Origin of the sequence: Pseudomonas sp. NPDC098747 (assembly GCF_044760045.1) — a bacterium.
Lineage (GTDB): Bacteria > Pseudomonadota > Gammaproteobacteria > Pseudomonadales > Pseudomonadaceae > Aquipseudomonas.
The window spans coordinates 82,633-99,017 of the sequence record NZ_JBIWAL010000022.1; the positions used below are offsets into that span (position 1 = coordinate 82,633).

General features: G+C 57.0%; 8 protein-coding genes. 4 read left to right on the forward strand and 4 right to left on the reverse strand.

The genetic code is table 11. The features are described 5' to 3' along the window. The first annotated feature begins 310 nt into the window (after positions 1 to 310). Positions 311 to 7,303: a TcdA/TcdB pore-forming domain-containing protein gene (locus tag ACIQVE_RS15670; RefSeq protein WP_402809854.1), complete on the forward strand. Its 6,993-nt coding sequence runs from the start codon at positions 311 to 313 to the stop codon at positions 7,301 to 7,303. Positions 7,304 to 7,358: 55 nt separating this feature from the next. On the opposite strand, the gene ACIQVE_RS15675 is transcribed toward ACIQVE_RS15670, so the two are convergent. Then, the gene (locus ACIQVE_RS15675; protein ID WP_402809856.1) at positions 7,359 to 7,952 is read right to left on the reverse strand and encodes a MarC family protein; all 594 of its coding nucleotides are present in this window, start codon (positions 7,950 to 7,952) and stop codon (positions 7,359 to 7,361) included. Positions 7,953 to 8,185: 233 nt separating this feature from the next. On the opposite strand from ACIQVE_RS15675, the gene ACIQVE_RS15680 reads away from it, so the two are divergent. The 3 genes from ACIQVE_RS15680 to ACIQVE_RS15690 are packed head-to-tail and all read left to right on the forward strand — an operon-like array spanning position 8,186 to position 10,410. Beyond that, a complete protein-coding gene (locus tag ACIQVE_RS15680; protein WP_402809858.1) occupies positions 8,186 to 8,986 on the forward strand; it encodes a hypothetical protein in 801 nt (266 codons plus the stop codon). Between the two features lie 57 nt (positions 8,987 to 9,043). Continuing rightward, the gene (locus ACIQVE_RS15685; RefSeq protein ID WP_402809861.1) at positions 9,044 to 9,778 is read left to right on the forward strand and encodes a hypothetical protein; all 735 of its coding nucleotides are present in this window, start codon (positions 9,044 to 9,046) and stop codon (positions 9,776 to 9,778) included. Further along, complete coding sequence (locus tag ACIQVE_RS15690) at positions 9,766 to 10,410, forward strand: hypothetical protein (RefSeq protein WP_402809864.1); 645 nt, start codon at positions 9,766 to 9,768, stop codon at positions 10,408 to 10,410. Before ACIQVE_RS15685 ends, ACIQVE_RS15690 begins: the two co-directional genes overlap by 13 nt. 5 nt (positions 10,411 to 10,415) lie before the next feature. Here the strand turns inward: ACIQVE_RS15690 and ACIQVE_RS15695 are convergent, their stop codons facing one another. The 3 genes from ACIQVE_RS15695 to purH form a co-directional block, all read right to left on the reverse strand. After that, entirely contained in the window at positions 10,416 to 13,190 is a 2,775-nt protein-coding gene (locus tag ACIQVE_RS15695) for a response regulator (protein WP_402809867.1), read from the reverse strand. Between the two features lie 99 nt (positions 13,191 to 13,289). Continuing rightward, positions 13,290 to 14,585: a phosphoribosylamine--glycine ligase gene (purD, locus tag ACIQVE_RS15700; RefSeq protein ID WP_402809869.1), complete on the reverse strand. Its 1,296-nt coding sequence runs from the start codon at positions 14,583 to 14,585 to the stop codon at positions 13,290 to 13,292. Between the two features lie 153 nt (positions 14,586 to 14,738). After that, on the reverse strand, positions 14,739 to 16,346 hold the full coding sequence (purH, locus tag ACIQVE_RS15705) for a bifunctional phosphoribosylaminoimidazolecarboxamide formyltransferase/IMP cyclohydrolase (protein WP_402809871.1): 1,608 nt from the start codon (positions 16,344 to 16,346) through the stop codon (positions 14,739 to 14,741). Positions 16,347 to 16,385: the final 39 nt, after the last annotated feature.

Here is a 16,385-nt window from a genome sequence, read left to right on the forward strand (position 1 = left end):
ACAATCCCGGGCGAACTTGTTGCTTGATCATGCAGTCATGCAGTTCGAGTGTTGTTCAATGTTTCGCGTGACACTGGTTGATTTTTTTCATATTTGAGCACTCCTTAATTAAGCAATAGTTTTGTTTGACGGATTAACTGTTGAATCAAGGATGATGCTGATGGGTACTATGGGAAGTTATGCAGGTAAGAATGGGTTTGTTTCAGCGGAAGATTTTTCAATATTGCAACTGGCGTTGATCGAGTTTTCCGATTCTGCGGAATACGCATTGCTGGTTGCACATTATGAGGCTGCCAATCGAACAACCGAAATGGCCGATAAGCTGCTGGCGGTGAAGTTATTTCAGGAAAAGCTTGGTTCAATGCTGAGCCGCAGCAGGCCATCCGCCCCCGTGGCGATCAATCGGATTCAAGCCGGTTTGAGTCAGTATGTCGCGAGGCTGTCGGCGACGGTGGACATGCTAAAGGGCGTTGCCACACCCGTGCCGAAAATCATGCACTTTGTCTGGGTGGGAGGCGGTGAAATCGGCGGTATCCAGCGTGACTACATGAACATCTGGCGCGAGGTGCTGAAGTCTCAAGAGTACAAGTTCAATCTCTGGTACGACAGCGATGCAATGCTGGCTCATGAAATGAATCGGGTGATTCTCGACAGTGCACGAGTTGATGCGATGGAGTCGGGAGGCGACAAGGTCACCAAGTCCAGCCAGTTGTCGCAATTGATCGAGGACCGCGCGCGGGTGTTAAAACATCAGATGTTCGCGTACATCGAACAACCACAATGGCGCGGTAGTGCAGATGATGCGCGTATTGACCTGATGGTCCGCGCCTACGGCAAGGATCGAGCGACGCTCGAAGCCCTTCGGCAACGGCGCCTGGAAATGCATTTGGCAATGGCCGGTGCGGACCTGCAGTTGCGAGATGTTCGCCGGGAGTTCGCCGGGCACTTTTTACAGGATGTCTATCAGCGCGAAGTAGCCATGCGCGGCAACTTTGCTGCGGCGAGCGATGTTGTGCGGTTGCAGGCCGTGCATCTGGAGGGTGGCCGTTACAGTGACATGGATTACTTGCCACCGTTGGCCAACAATTTGGGGGGGGTGGACATCAGTGATTTTGAAGTGGATCAGCGGTTGTGGGTTCTGAAACTTTTACTGGATCATAACGAAGCGTTGATGCCGAGTCGTGATGCACTTCACTACAATGACATGAACGGAAAAAATCCTGTTCAGTATGCAGAGGCATTAACCACATTCGCGCGTAGCAAACCCGCCCTTCATGAAATCTTCGTTGCATCGCAAGAACATTCGGCCCCGCTAAGCGCACTCCGCCTGGGAGCGGCCTATGGCAGTTTGACGAGTGCAGAAGTGAATGCGCACTTCCTGGCTCATTCGGGCAGTGCCATGACCATGGCTTACATGCAGATTATCCGGGCGAATTATGACGTTCTCCAAGAAGTGGAGCGGCGTTTGCTCGCTACCGGAATCAGTACAGCGGATGAAAAACGTTTTTATGTTGTGATCCAAGACGTGGTCAGTGAAATTCGGGCCCAAGGCAGGCTACCTGATTCAGATCTCCATGGTCCGGCGTCAAAGCTTATCGCGGCCATTGGCACCTATTATCAGGACGGCATTCGCATCGGTGCGCGAGGCACAATCAACATGACCGGTCCCGGTGCTGCAGTTGCGGGGCTGACCAAGTACATCGAGCAGCAACTAATGCCTGATCAGATTGATCAGATTCGTAATCACCTGAAGTTGCTCGAGGGTTATAACGATGTCACGGAAGAGGAAAGGATCTCCGGCTGGACTGTCAACGACAATCCCGAGGAATGGTTGGCCAAAGAGCGGGAAAAATGGCAAACCGGAAAACTAAAATCGCGTTACGCCGGCCAGTTGGCAGAGCTGCTGAAACAACAAACCCTGACGTTCAAGCAAGGCTGGCCGGTGATTGAAGGCAAACCGGTGTTGTTGACTTCGGTATTGCAGAAATTGATGGATGATTTGGGTGAACCGTTCATCCGCGTAATGAAGGACAAGTTGAGCGGTGATTTCACCTTTGACACAGCCTTCTCCATAGATTTTGAATCTCGTCAGCAAATCATCGCGCAACACGACAGCCAGATTCCAACATCCCATGGCGTCGAGTCCACCAGCAATCTTAATGAACTGTTCACCCTCGTCGCCCACGGCTCGCTGAGTGCGGAACACTTGAGCCCAATGCTGCGCGTGATACTGGGCGGCATCTTCGGCGCTGCAAGCCTGGATGATGCGGGGTTCGCCGACGCGTGGCAGCAGGTATCGAATATCGCCCGGGAAACCACGGAAGCCGGTGTGTTCGCCCGCTACAACGCCATCGAAAACGCGCTGCGTCAGCGACAGTCACCTGTTGGCGAAACCGGCCCGGCGCAGCGGGGACAGCCTGACACGCGCACCTCGCGTGAGCTCAAGGTGTTCGCTTTGACCGAACCCTTGACGCTCAATGGCTGGCGTGAGCGGGTCGAGCAAATCAACCGCACCGCGCAACGTGAATATCACATGCATATCCTCCAGCGCGGCGGGCAGGTGCGTGACTTGTTCTTCAACGTCGGGGCCATTTCCGCCCGGCAGATGCCGCAGGATTTGCTGATGCGCACGATGGGTGATCCGGGCCGGCGCTGCTATCCGTTGGCGCTGCTGACGGCGTCGGCCCTGGCACTTGGCGAGCAGGCCGAGCGTGCACTGATTGGGCGTGTGGCCAATGCCGGCAAGACACCGGCTGAGGCTGATTCACGGGCGTTGCTGCTGGCGCTGGATGAGCTGCATCAAAAACCCGCAACCGATTTCGGACACGCGCGTGGCATGCACGGGCTTGAGGGCGTCGCGCAAATGCTGGACGCGAAGACGGCTCCCGCCGTGATGCTGCTCGATACCGGCGATCATGCGCTGTTGGTGGCTAAGGTCATGCAGGGTGATACGCCAGCTTTTCGTTTTTATGACCCCAACTTTGCGATTTTTGGCTTCGCCGGGGTGCAAGAACTGACGCTGGGCATGGCGCTCTACTTGAGTGCTGGGCATGGCGCAATGGCCAAACTCTACGGTCTGGGCGACATCGCCAAAGCACAGTTCAATGTGATCGAACTGAACACCACGAAGGTTGCCGGCACGCTGCTTTCTTCGAATCTGCGGCTCGACAGTTTTCTGCAAAGTGAGGCGATTACGGATGTTCGAGGTGTTTCGGTCTGGGAGCAACAAGCGCTCGGACGCACCCGCTCCTTGAATGAAAACGCTCGAATGGGCGCCGGTCTGGCGCAGCTGGATGCGCGCTACTGGACGCAGGAATTTGTTCAGGCCACCGACCTTTTGCGCGCCGAGCACAAACTGGGACGTGAATATCTGCCGTTGCTGGACACCGTCGAGAAAAACCCGGAGTCGGGTTATTCGCTGACCATGGTCGACGCCCGAAATCCACAGAACACGATTAGGTTCTCTACCACCGATGCGCGGTTCAGCAAGATCAAACATCACCTTCAACGGCTGGTGAAAACCATGGCCGGCGAGTCAACCCACGCCGGTGAAGCCGATGGCGGCAGTCGCCTGAGTTTTGCCTTTGCGATCCAGACGCTGATCACCGAAATGCGCCAACGTGATTACCAGGACGATGAAGGACAGGCGCCGGGATTGGCGATTGCCCTTCAGGTTCAGGTGTATGTGAACTATGCCCAACTGAGTTTTGGTGTGGTCAGCGATGCCGTGCAGATCGTCAGGCTGGTGCAACAGGTGTCGGCGGCCGAGCAGGCGTTGAAACAGACTTCGGTTTCGGGACGGCTGGTCGGTCGTGCTGCCACTGGCGTCGGTTTTGTATTCTCCCTGGCTAACATCGGGTTTGATATTTACAACCTGTCGATTGCCGAAAACCATGAGCAGCGCTCACGGTTTTCCACCTCGCTGGCCTTCAACGTGGCGGCGCTGGGGCTGGATATCGTCGCGCTGGCGGCGGGTGGCGTTGTCGGCGGGGCGGCGGCTTTTCTTTCTGTACCCCTGCTCGGTATCGGCATCGGCGTGACGGCCATCGCCAGCAATCTTGGACAGATCAGGGACAAGGCCACGGCCATCGGCAATCATCTGCGCGAGATTCAGAATGCTTACAGCCCCGGCGCTTACACGTTCGAACATGGGGTTCTGCAGTTTCCGGCCGAGGCGGTCATCACCGGCCTTGATCTGCAAGACAATGAAGTGCGGTTCAACAGCCAGAGCTTTTACCCCTCCGATGGTGGTCCTCTGGAATTACCGCAATCCACCGCTGCCGCGGCGCAATTGCACCGCGCCATCAACATTCGGGAAGCGTTGGAGTTGCCCGCTGTCATGACGCTCGACAAAGGCCAGGCCGGCGGTCGTCATACGGTTGTACTGCCGTGTACGCCGATCTGCTTTTACGGATACGAATATCAACTGGGCGGAACCGGGCACAAGTACGAGCCAAAGCCTGGAGAGGTGGTTGCGCCGCGCACGGGCAGCGAGGCTCCCGGGCCGCATTGGTATTCATACCTTTCGCCTATTGCCGCGGGCATTGAAGCGATTGTGGACAGCTTTAATGATGGCATTTACACCCGCTATCCACAGTTACGTAACAGTGCGGCGGACAGGCTGGAATATGACGAGCACGGTAACCGACGGTTTTACTTGCACAGCACGCCATCGTTCACACACATCCTCTACAAACTGCTCCCGTTCCATAAACCGACGCACATAGAGGTGCAACTGGATGAGCATGTCCGTCAGTTGGTCGTCCCGCAGATGCCGAAGGAATGGAACCAATGCGTTTCCTACGAAATCGTCAGCCGTTCTCCCGGCTCCCGTCAGCTCTGGCTGACGCCGGGGCTCGTTGCGGTTTCCCTGCGTAGTTACGCGGCAACGCAATGGATACTTCATACACCGTGGGCCAGCGAAAAAAGTGTTCGCTTTGACGACGCTTCGCTCACTGTCGACGGGATTCGCATCGAAGGTCAGGTGGACTTCATCGAGCTGGTCAACGGTGAGTTGTTCCGTCTCGACTGGAAAACCGAGCGGCTGATGCTGGTGTCAATCACGCTGGAACATCCAATTGCGCAGGCAACTGCGTCGACGTGGGGAGTTTCGATTGGCAAAGAAACGTCACAGGCAACCGTGCTGGCTCGCATTCGAACGCTGGCGGCGGAGCAGCGCATCGCCGCCGCTTATGTACCGTTGAACAAGTTCAGGGTGCCGCTGAGCCCGGCAAACCAAGCAGTGTTTGTCACGGCTTACTATGACGTGGCACACGCCCGCTTGCTCTATGCGCGCAACCTGCCTACAAAAATCAATGACGGCGTGCTACTGGGGGCGGTCAACGCCAGGCATGCCTGGTTTTACCACCCCGAGCATGCGACGGTCTGGCGCGTCGACGCGATCACAGGCACGGTCAACTACCGCTACCGGCTGATGAATCCTGCCAGTGGTTCAAGGATTGTTGGCTGTGAACAGGCTGGAGGCGGGTTGCGTGTCCGGCAAACGATGCTTGAAGTCGACAGCGGCGTAGAGACTGGTTTTGAATACTGGCTGAATGAAACTTCGGTAGTGCTCGACTGCATCAACACGTCGGCTGCCAAGGGGGATTACACGCAGCCTCGGTCGGCGAATTACTGGCGCTCGTTGCTTGATCGCTTCAACACGCCGCGTGACTATGCCGATAGCACACACAACATAGCTCCGGATCTGGCTATATGGAGGCCGCAAAAGTTTGTTCAGATACGCAGTCATGTCCAACAAACGCTGCAAGATCTGGGCTGGGTCAGTCTGGCAAAGCGTGTGTACTTCCCTTTAAACCGCGCCAGTGGTCTTGATCTGGATACGGTGATGCTGGTCTGGAATGAAGGTCTGGGCAATCTCCCGCTGTTCTACAGCAAAAGTGCCGGGCTGCTGCAGCGTGGTGCTGATACGGATGGCGCGCAAGTCATTGCCAGCGACGTCATTGATGTCAGCAAATTCGCTCAGCGTTACATTGCTACCCGAGAAGACGGTCTGTTGTTTGAGGTCGACAAGCAGGGCGAGATGACGTTTGTGGGTGTCGGGACGCACTGGTTGCACAGGCATACGGATTGGCTCGCCGCTTTACCGGCACTTGCTGAAACGTGGGGCGCTGCGCCGTTTTCGATCATCGGGCTGGGCAATGTCAATGGCACACATTCACTGGCGGCGTGGTGCATCGGCGGCAACGTCTTGCTGGCCAATATTGCTGCTGACCAGGAACTGGAGCTGGTTGGACTGACAACTGACAAACAGGCGGCGTGGCTGCTGGATGTCTGGGGGCGACTCTATCGCCAGCCCCTGATGGATATCGAGGCATTGCGCCAGGCGTTTGCCGATGGCAGTCGCCTGTTGTATACGGAGCATTTGCCAAACGCGCAAAAGGTCTGGTCGCAATGGTCATTCGTCCATGTGCTGCCGAGTGGCCAAGGCCTGCTCGGACAAACCCGCGAAGGCGTGAATTTGCAACTGGTTGATCACCAGCCTGCACGTATTGTCAGTCTTGAAAATCGATGGTCGGACGTTGCCGGGCAACGTCCCGAACAATTGCAGGAGCGCTTGCGAGAACTGTTGAGCCGGCAAAACCATGCGCCATTCCTGCAAATCAAAAATCATGCGGATCGCTACACGTATTACGTGTCGGAACTGGATCGGCTATTCGATGTTTCCGGTCGCGCGGATGGCCAGTGGGCTGTGTTTCTGGGGGCTCGGGGCGAGTCGGTGCCATTGCTGTTCGATCCGGTGGAAGGCTTGCTCTTCAGCCGTGGCGCGGCGCCGGACATCTGGCTGTCGGGCAGTTACGCCCAACGCGAAGGGGAGGTGCTGTCGCTTGAGGTGAGGGGTGAGGTCAGGGACCTGATGGCGATGCTGCCGGACGGAGTCAACACGTTGGTTCTGGCTTTCGGTGCGCATACGTCGAGCTACCGTGTCTCGGATGAAGCGTGGCAGCGGCTGGACTGCATCGTGGTCGATAGCCGGCGACCATCGGCCACGCAAGCCGCCGTCGAGGGCACACTGGTCCTGGACATGGCCGGCAATGAGCGCCTGCTGATGTCGCAGGTTGATGGGCAACTGGTGTTCACTGATCCGGACAATGCGCACAGTCTGATCGTGCGTGATGTCATGCCCGAAGAGGGTGAGCCAGGCATACCGATGCAGATCAGCGTCAGAGTAGAAGACGAGCACTGCACATTCCCGGTCGAGCAATGGTTGAACGCTGTTTCACAAACAAAAAGTGATCAAGGGTTTGCTACGCTGAAAACAGTCGTTCAAAAGATCGCCTGAAATATCACGGCAAACTAAACACAAAGGGTCGCGAGCGATAAGCTCACGACCCTTTTTACACCAGATAACCCTTGATCCCGGTAAAGATGATCTGCGCTGCCAGTGCGCACACAAACAAGCCCATCAGACGACTGACAATCTGCAAACCCTGATCGCCGAGAATTCGTTCGATGCGGTTCGACAGGTACAGCACCACGCCGACGGTGAAACTGGCCAGCGCGATACTCAGGATTGCCGTGAGTTTGTCGTCCCAGTGCGGCTGACTAACGCCCATCACCAGCAGGGCGCCGATGGTGCCGGGGCCGACGGTCAGCGGAATGGTCAACGGTACGATGGTCACATCCTGCTGCACATTGTCGGTTTGCACCACCGACTTGCCTTGCGCCATGCCCAGCGCCGAGATGAACAGCACGCTGCCGGCACCGATCCGGAAAGCATCCACGGTGATTCCAAACACATCGAAAATCACTCGCCCGAACAAATACAGCAGCACGCTGGAAACCAGGGTGGCAATCGCCACTTTCCATGCCAGGCGCCGTTGCTCCTTGCGCGAATAGCCACGGGTCAGGCTGATAAAGCAGGACAACACGAAGAACGGGCTGTAGAGCACCAGCATCTTCAGGTAAACGCTGAATAACACATGGAGCATGGTCTTGACTCGCGGCTGGAGAGTGTGGGGATGGAGTCTATCAGTCGTTCGGAGACTTGTGGATATTGTCTTTTTGGAGTTTTGGGTGTTGTTGTTTGTTTGATTGTTAGCTGTTGTTTTGTTTGTTTTGGTGATTAATGTTACATGTTTGGGTTTGTGTGTTTGGGGTGGGTTGGTTATGTTTGTTTTAACAGGTTCATGGGGCTTGTTTAAATAACGATAAGGAATTCGTGATGAGTAACCAACTAATGCAGCAAGCGTTTATTGATAAGTGCTTAAAAGACATCCAGCAATATGACATCAGTGAAATGCCCGCCATTCGCAGTCGCAGTTTTGCCCACGGCATTACTGCGGGAGATGCTGTCGTGGCGCCGGATAAAGTCTCTATCGTTGGTGAGGGTGTTCTGTCCTTTACGGGTAACCTCAGTGAGGTAAATCGAACCGACGCGCAAAATGCCTTTCTTTTCGCAAGCCTGGCGGCGAACAAAAAGTATCCGCGGGAAGATCAGGGCCAGGAATGGTACCTGTTTTTCCGTGAGGTTATGGAAGTCGCGGGTTGGGCATCTATCAAGATCTATTACAGTGACCTTGAAATCGGCGGTACCAGTGTTCGAATGGACAAACTGGTGCTGGAGATCCTGGGCTCGCTACTCGCGGGTGCCACATTACCTGGCCCGACAAGCGCATTGATGCTGAAAGTGGCGACTGATGCAATTTCAGCCCTGAGCAAGCGTGACACCTCGTTAACGCTGTATGAACGAAACCTTCTGAATAACGGCGTTGGTGGTATCTCGACCGGAGCCTGTACCGAAGTAAATGGTGTGCCCCTAATGGCTGTCGGTGCAGTTCGCTTCCTGCGCAGGAATACCTCAGACAAAGTGCTGTTTGTCGATGTGGATATTCGCAATGTAAAAATGTATCGCGGCGAGACCGTATTTGAAAAAAATAATAATACAGCCAGCGCGACACGCGAATATATTCGCAATAAGCTGGGTATGAATGCACTTTCTAAAATCGAAGAGTTCGAGATTTAATTAATGTTTGAAGGGCAATCGAATGTCGATTGCCCTTTTTATATTCAAGGGGGTGACATGATCGACGAATATGTGACGATGGTGGTGGGCAATTCCATTGTGCTTTTGCCTGAAGCTGATGGTGTGGCGGCTTATGATGATCTGGTCAATTCGATCTTTCTTGCACAGTTGGTGGCTAATAAAAAGATTGAAAAGTCCCCTGAGGTGATCTGGTATGACGCCTATGTCGAAGTTCTCGATGCCTACTGGTTGCGACCAAGAAAGGCGAATCAGACATGGGAGTTCAGTCACAACGCAGAAGAACTCACGCCAGATGTGTTTACCGCTATGTTGACTAACGGTGCATTGGGTGAGGCCCATACAACCGCCGCGGTTCTAGCGCGAATTGCAAAGTTATCGGGCGAAGAGCCCGCGCTCCAACTGCTGCGCAGTCGCATGCAAGCGTCAGTTGAGCCTGAGCCACAGCCACAGCCACAGCCACAGCCATGCGCAGTGCCAGCGTCGTTGACGGCTGTGCGTTTGCTGGTGATAGTCGCGAAATCTCCCTCTTCGATTACCAGTGCGTATGTCGAGTTCAAGACTCGACATGTATTGAGCCCAAATCCATTCCAGCGGTCGTATCCCTCTGATGATCTACAAGGTTTGGTTCACGTGCATCACGCCCGGGCAAATCTGTCCGAAACGCTTCACGGCCCCGCGCGTGACGCGATTGCTTTGAAAGTCAGGGACAGGCTTGCGGGCAATGTTGCGACTTTGATCCTGCCAAAGGAGGTTGAATCATGCCGGATCTGATGACACCGCAGGCAGCGGTGGTGGTGGGCGGTAGCGTTGTGGCATTTGCCGGTGGTTTGCCGGCGTCACATCGAGAAGACATCTTCATGAGCACCGCCTATGCACAACAGGCTACGCGCATGGCAATTGAGGATGGGCTAGTGGCTGACTGGTTCGAGTACTACTGCAAGGTACTCAAGTTTATCGGCTGGGATGTGCCCAAACCGCAAACCTTGACGCCATTGCGCAACAGTCTGATGGCCAGTCAGGCAACGCAGCGGATCTCAACCATCATGGGCGAGGAGTTTTCCGAGCCAATGCGTCGCGCACTAGAGGCGATGGAGCGTAATACCTTGGCGCTCAAGCTGTTCGAGTCCGCGAGCATTCGTGGCAATAGCGGTTTCTTTCAGATAATCCCTTGCGTCATGAGAGGTCCGAACAAGGTGGAGATGGGCATCTACCATCGTCAGTTCAAGATCAAGCGAAAGGTTTCAGGATTTCTGTTCGGCGAAGATGAAACACTGATCCACAACAGCGTCGAACAGATCGCCGCCATCACGTTCAACACCCTTTATTACGGGCAGTTTCGGGAAAAGGTAAAAAAATCGGTGCTGAGCGGCTCGCTCAAGTACCTGAGCAGCCTAGAGATCTGAGCGAGTCAGAAGGTCGAGGCCGTGCGGTTCTGCTGATCACGTTGGGCGACCCAATGCTCGATCAGCTCACGCAATTGCGACAACTCGACGGGCTTGGACATGTGCCCGTCCATTCCGGCCTGCCGTGCGCGCTCCTTGTGCTCGGTGAGAATGTGCGCGGTCAATGCGACGATCGGCGTGCGGATACGTTGGTTGCTGACTTCCCACGCGCGCAATTGCTGAGTCGCGGAGAATCCGTCGAGGATTGGCATCTCGCAGTCCATCAACACCAGGTCGTAACGCTGGGCTTTCATCGCTTGCAGCGCTTCTTCGCCGTTGCTGGCGGTGTCCGGCTGCAGGTTGAGTTTGCCGAGCATGCCGCGAATCACTTTGGTCGAAATCGTATTGTCTTCGGCGACGAGGATGCGGAAGTCGCTCGGTACTTTGGCCACTGTTGCCGCGGTCACCACTTGCGGCTGGAACACCACCTGGCCTTTGTTGCGCTGGTTGAGTTCGTCCGCCAGAGTGGTCTTGAGCGTATAACCGGCCACCGGTTTGGCCAGAATCCGTTTGATCCCCGAATTGCGCGCGATGATCTTGCTCGGCGCGTTGCTGATGCCGGTGAGCATGATCAACAGGATGTCGTGGTTCAGGCTCGGGTCTTCCTTGATCTTGGCTGCGAGCTGCATGCCGGTCATGCCGGGCATGTTCTGATCGAGCAGCACTACATCGAAGTAATCACGCAGGTGCGCCTTGGTGCGCAGCAACGCCAACGCTTCCTTGCCCGACGGCACGGCGCTGACGTTCAGGCCCCAGGCGCTGCATTGCTGCACCAGCACTTTGCGACAGGTGTCGTTGTCATCGACGACCAGCACCCGCGCGCCTTGCAGCGGACTGTCGAGATCGGAGGTCGGGTGTTCAAGGCGATCCGGGTCCAGCGGCAGCGTCAGCCACAAGGTGCTGCCCTGATTGGCGCCGCTCTTGATGCCGAATTCGCCTTGCATCAGACGGATCAGTTGCCGCGCGATCACCAGGCCCAGATTGCCACCCAGACGATTGGCCGAAAGGAAATGCTTGCTGTGCAGTTCGGCGTGCATCAGCGCGTCACGCTCTTCCTGGTCCATCGGCTGGCCGCTGTCCTGCACGGCGATGCGCAGGCGCGGTTTGCTGCTGCGCTCATCGAGGGCGACGACGATCAGCACTTCGCCTTCGTCGGTTTTCTTCAGGGCGTTTTCCAGCAGGCTCAGCAGGGTCTGGCGCAGACGGGTCGGGTCGCCGCTGATCACCCGTGGCACTTGCGGCTGAATGAAGCTGATCAGCTCGACGTTCTGCTGTTCGGCCTTGGCGCGGTAGATGCTCAAGCAATCGTCGATCAGCGCGTTCAGATCAAACTGCACGTCATCGAGTTCGATCTGGCCGGACTCGAGTTTGGATATGTCGAGGATCTCGTTGATCAATGTCAGCAGTTCGTTGCCGGCGCTGTGGATGGTCTGCACGTAATCGCGCTGTTTGACCGATAGCGGGGTGCCGAGCAGTAACTCTGTCATGCCCAGAACGCCGTTCATTGGCGTGCGGATCTCGTGGCTGATCTTGGCGAGGAATTCGGCCTTGGCGTTGATCTCGGCGTTGCTCGCGGCGAGGTCGCGACTGATGCTGAAACGGCTTTCGGTGATGCTGCGCTGACGCTCGCCCAAGGCAATGCTCATCAACAGGCCGCTGATGCAGATAAACACCATCAACGTCATGATCAAGCCTTGCGGCGCAACCAGTGTCAGACCCAGTAACGCCGGAAGAATAATCAGCGTGCCGATGTTGAACACCACCATGGCGGCAACGAACAGGCGCGCCGGGCGGTAGCCTTTCTGCCAGTGATAGACCCCGACAAACAACATGCTCAGGCCGGCCAGTGCCACCAGTGCATAAGTGATGATGTTCAGTGGCAGGGTGTTGACGAACAACAGCAACAGGCTGCAAATCACAATGAACAGAATGTCGCCCAATAGCAGTTTGTTCAGTGGCTGCGGGCCGAGCGGGGCGAAGAAGCGCAAGGCGAACATCAAACCGGCCGGCGCAGTCAGCAACAACGCCAGATAAGCCCCCGGCGTCTGGATCGCATGCCAGTTCGGCAGCCACGGACCTGCAAGGTTGAGCAATAGCAACAGGCTGAGCCCCAACAGGCCCTCGCAGATTGCCAGCCACAGGCTGCTGCGTGAACGGGAGTAGGCATAGCGCACGAGGTTGTGCAGCAACAGCATGGCGAGGCAGCCGAACAACAGGCCGAAGATCAGTGTTTGATTCTGGTCGGCTGCGCTCATTACGGCCGATTGCAGGGTGATATGCGGGCGTAACTGATGGTCGGAAACCAGCCGCACGTAGATGTCGAGCGGCTTGTTACTCTGCGGCAGCGGCAACATGAAGTCGCTGCTAGGTAGCGGCCGTTCAGCCTGAGGCTGGTCGGTGCCGGTGTTGCGTTGCTCGATCAGTTGGTCGCGGTCGAGCACGTACAGATTGAGGTGTGAAAGGTCCGGAGCGAAGATCCGCAGCACTTGTTCGTGCTTGCCGGGCGCGAGCCGGAAACGCAGCCACAATGCTCCCTCAGGCCCGGCCGCGGTGAGGCGGTCAAGGTCGATGGGGCTGAATTGATTGGTGTAACGGGCTGAGCGGATGTCGCTCAGTTGCAGATTGCCTTGATCATCAAGCAATACCGACCAACCACTGCCTTGCGCGGCCTGGGCCGGGAGCATGCAGAGCAAGGTCAGCAACGTGACGGTGAAACTTATGGCAGTCCTGAGCCAGCGCACGGCGAAATCCCTTCGTAGGTTGATGCCAGAATATAACGACGCGCGGCGGCGGAACAGCCCGGCAAGGAGCGGTATCCCTCGCCGGACTTGATGCACAGTTTATTCCTGGGTTTCGCCACGTTCACGGGCAATGGCGCGGTAGCCAATGTCCTTGCGGTAGAAGCTGCCTTCCCAGTCGATCGCGGCAGCCAGCTTATAGGCTTGCTGTTGTGCTTCACCGACGCTGGCGCCCATTGCGGTGGCGCAGAGCACACGACCACCGGCGGTCACGACCTGACCATCCTTCAGCGCGGTGCCAGCATGGAAGACTTTACCTTCCAGACTTGCCGCAGCGTCCAGACCGTTGATCGCCGCGCCTTTGGCGTAGTCGCCCGGGTAGCCGCCAGCGGCCAGCACGATGCCAACGCTCGGACGTGGATCCCACTGCGCTTCGACCTTGTCCAGCGCTTGCGCCAGAGCGGCTTCAACCAGCAGCACCAGGCTCGACTGCAAACGCAGCATCACCGGTTGGGTTTCCGGATCACCGAAACGGCAGTTGAACTCGATGACTTTCGGGTTGCCGGCCTTGTCGATCATCAGACCGGCGTACAGGAAGCCAGTGTAGACGTTGCCTTCTTCAGCCATGCCGCGCACGGTTGGCCAGATTACCAGGTCCATCACGCGCTTATGTACGTCGGCGGTGACCACCGGGGCAGGGGAGTAAGCGCCCATACCGCCAGTGTTCGGGCCGCTGTCGCCGTCGCCGACGCGTTTGTGGTCCTGACTGGTGGCCATCGGCAGGACGTTCTTGCCGTCGACCATGACGATGAACGAGGCTTCTTCGCCGTCGAGGAATTCTTCGATGACTACGCGGGAACCAGCGTCGCCGAAAGCATTGCCGGCAAGCATGTCGCGCACGGCGTCTTCGGCTTCAGCCAGGGTCATGGCGACGATCACGCCTTTACCGGCGGCCAGGCCGTCGGCCTTGATCACGATCGGCGCGCCTTTTTCACGCAGATAAGCCAGGGCTGGCTCGATCTCGGTGAAGTTCTGGTAGTCGGCGGTCGGGATCTTGTGGCGCGCCAGGAAGTCCTTGGTGAACGCTTTCGAGCCTTCCAGCTGCGCAGCGCCAGCGGTCGGACCGAAGCAGTCCAGGCCACGGGAACGGAACAAATCGACAACGCCAGCCACCAGGGGCACTTCCGGGCCGACGATGGTCAGGGAAACGTTTTTCTCGGCGAAGTCGGCAAGCTGCTCAAGGGCCAGCACGTCGATGGCGACGTTCTCGCACTTGGCTTCAATCGCCGTGCCGGCGTTGCCCGGGGCAACGAAAACCTTCTGCACGCGCGGATCCTGAGCCACTTTCCAGGCCAGAGCGTGTTCACGGCCACCGCTGCCAATGATCAAAACATTCATTTCAAAAACCTCGGATGACGCTAATTCTGGAGACAGCACTGAAGCTGCTTTTCTGTGGGAGCTGGCTTGCCAGCGATGCAGGCGACTCGGTCAAACAGTCAGACTGAGGAGATGCTATCGCTGGCAAGCCAGCTCCCACAGGGGATCGGGGTATCAGTGACGGAAGTGGCGCATGCCGGTAAAGACCATGGCGATGCCTGCTTCATCGGCAGCAGCAATCACTTCAGCGTCACGCATCGAGCCACCTGGCTGGATCACCGCAGTGATGCCGACCTTGGCCGCATTGTCCAGACCGTCGCGGAACGGGAAGAATGCGTCCGATGCCATTACCGAACCCGCCACTTGCAGACCGGCGTGTTCCGCCTTGATCGCAGCGATACGTGCGGAGTTTACGCGGCTCATCTGGCCAGCGCCGACACCGATGGTCTGGCGGTTCTTGGCGTAGACGATCGCGTTGGATTTGACGTACTTGGCCACTTTCCACGCGAAGATCAGGTCGTTGATTTCCTGTTCGGTCGGCGCGCGCTTGGTCACGACTTTCAGGTCTTCGCTGCCGATCATGCCGATGTCGCGGCTCTGTACCAGCAGACCGCCGTTGACGCGTTTGTAGTCCCAGGCGGCAGCGCGGTCAGCCGACCATTCGCCACAGGCCAGCAGGCGCACGTTGGCTTTGGCGGCAACGATAGCGCGCGCTTCTTCACTCACGGAAGGGGCGATGATCACCTCAACAAACTGACGCTCGACGATCGCCTTGGCGGTTGCGGCATCCAGTTCACGGTTGAAAGCGATGATGCCGCCGAACGCCGACTCGGTGTCGGTGGCGTAGGCCAGTTCGTAAGCCTGACGAATACCGCCTTCGGCGTCCGGGCTCACAGCTACGCCGCACGGGTTGGCGTGCTTGACGATCACGCAGGCTGGCTTGACGAAGCTCTTCACGCACTCCAGCGCAGCGTCGGTGTCGGCCACGTTGTTGTACGACAGCTCTTTGCCTTGCAGTTGGGTCGCGGTGGCAATGCCGACTTCGGCAGGCTTGGCTTCCACGTAGAACGCCGCGCTCTGGTGCGGGTTCTCGCCGTAGCGCATTTCCTGTGCCTTGATGAACTGGCTGTTGAAGGTGCGCGGGAACTCGCTGCGACCTTCGGTGCTGAGGGTGTCAGCGGCCTGATTCACGGTGCCCATGTAGTTGGCGATCATGCCGTCGTAGGCGGCGGTGTGTTCGAACGCCTTGAGCATCAGGTCGAAGCGCTGAGCGTAGGTCAGTCCACCGGACTTGAGGTTTTCGAGGACGTTGGCGTAATCGCTGGCATTCACCACAATCGCTACGTCTTTATGATTTTTCGCTGCCGAACGGACCATGGTCGGACCGCCGATATCGATATTCTCGATGGCGGTCGGCAGGTCGCAGCCTGGCTTGTTGATGGTCGCTTCAAACGGGTACAGGTTGACCGCTACCAAGTCGATCGGCTTGATGCCGTGCTCGTTCATGATGGCGTCGTCGATACCGCGACGACCGAGGATGCCACCGTGGATTTTCGGGTGCAGGGTTTTCACCCGACCGTCCATCATCTCTGCGAAACCGGTGTAATCCGCGACTTCCACTGCGGCAACGCCGTTGTCGCGCAGCAGCTTGAACGTTCCGCCGGTGGAGAGGATCTCGACGCCCAGGGCTTCAAGCTCCTTGGCGAATTCAAGGATCCCGGTCTTGTCGGAAACGCTGATCAAGGCGCGGCGGATCGGCAGGCGGGTAGTCTGGTCGGTCATCTCAATTTCCATCAAAAGCAAAGGAAGTCAGCAAAAAAG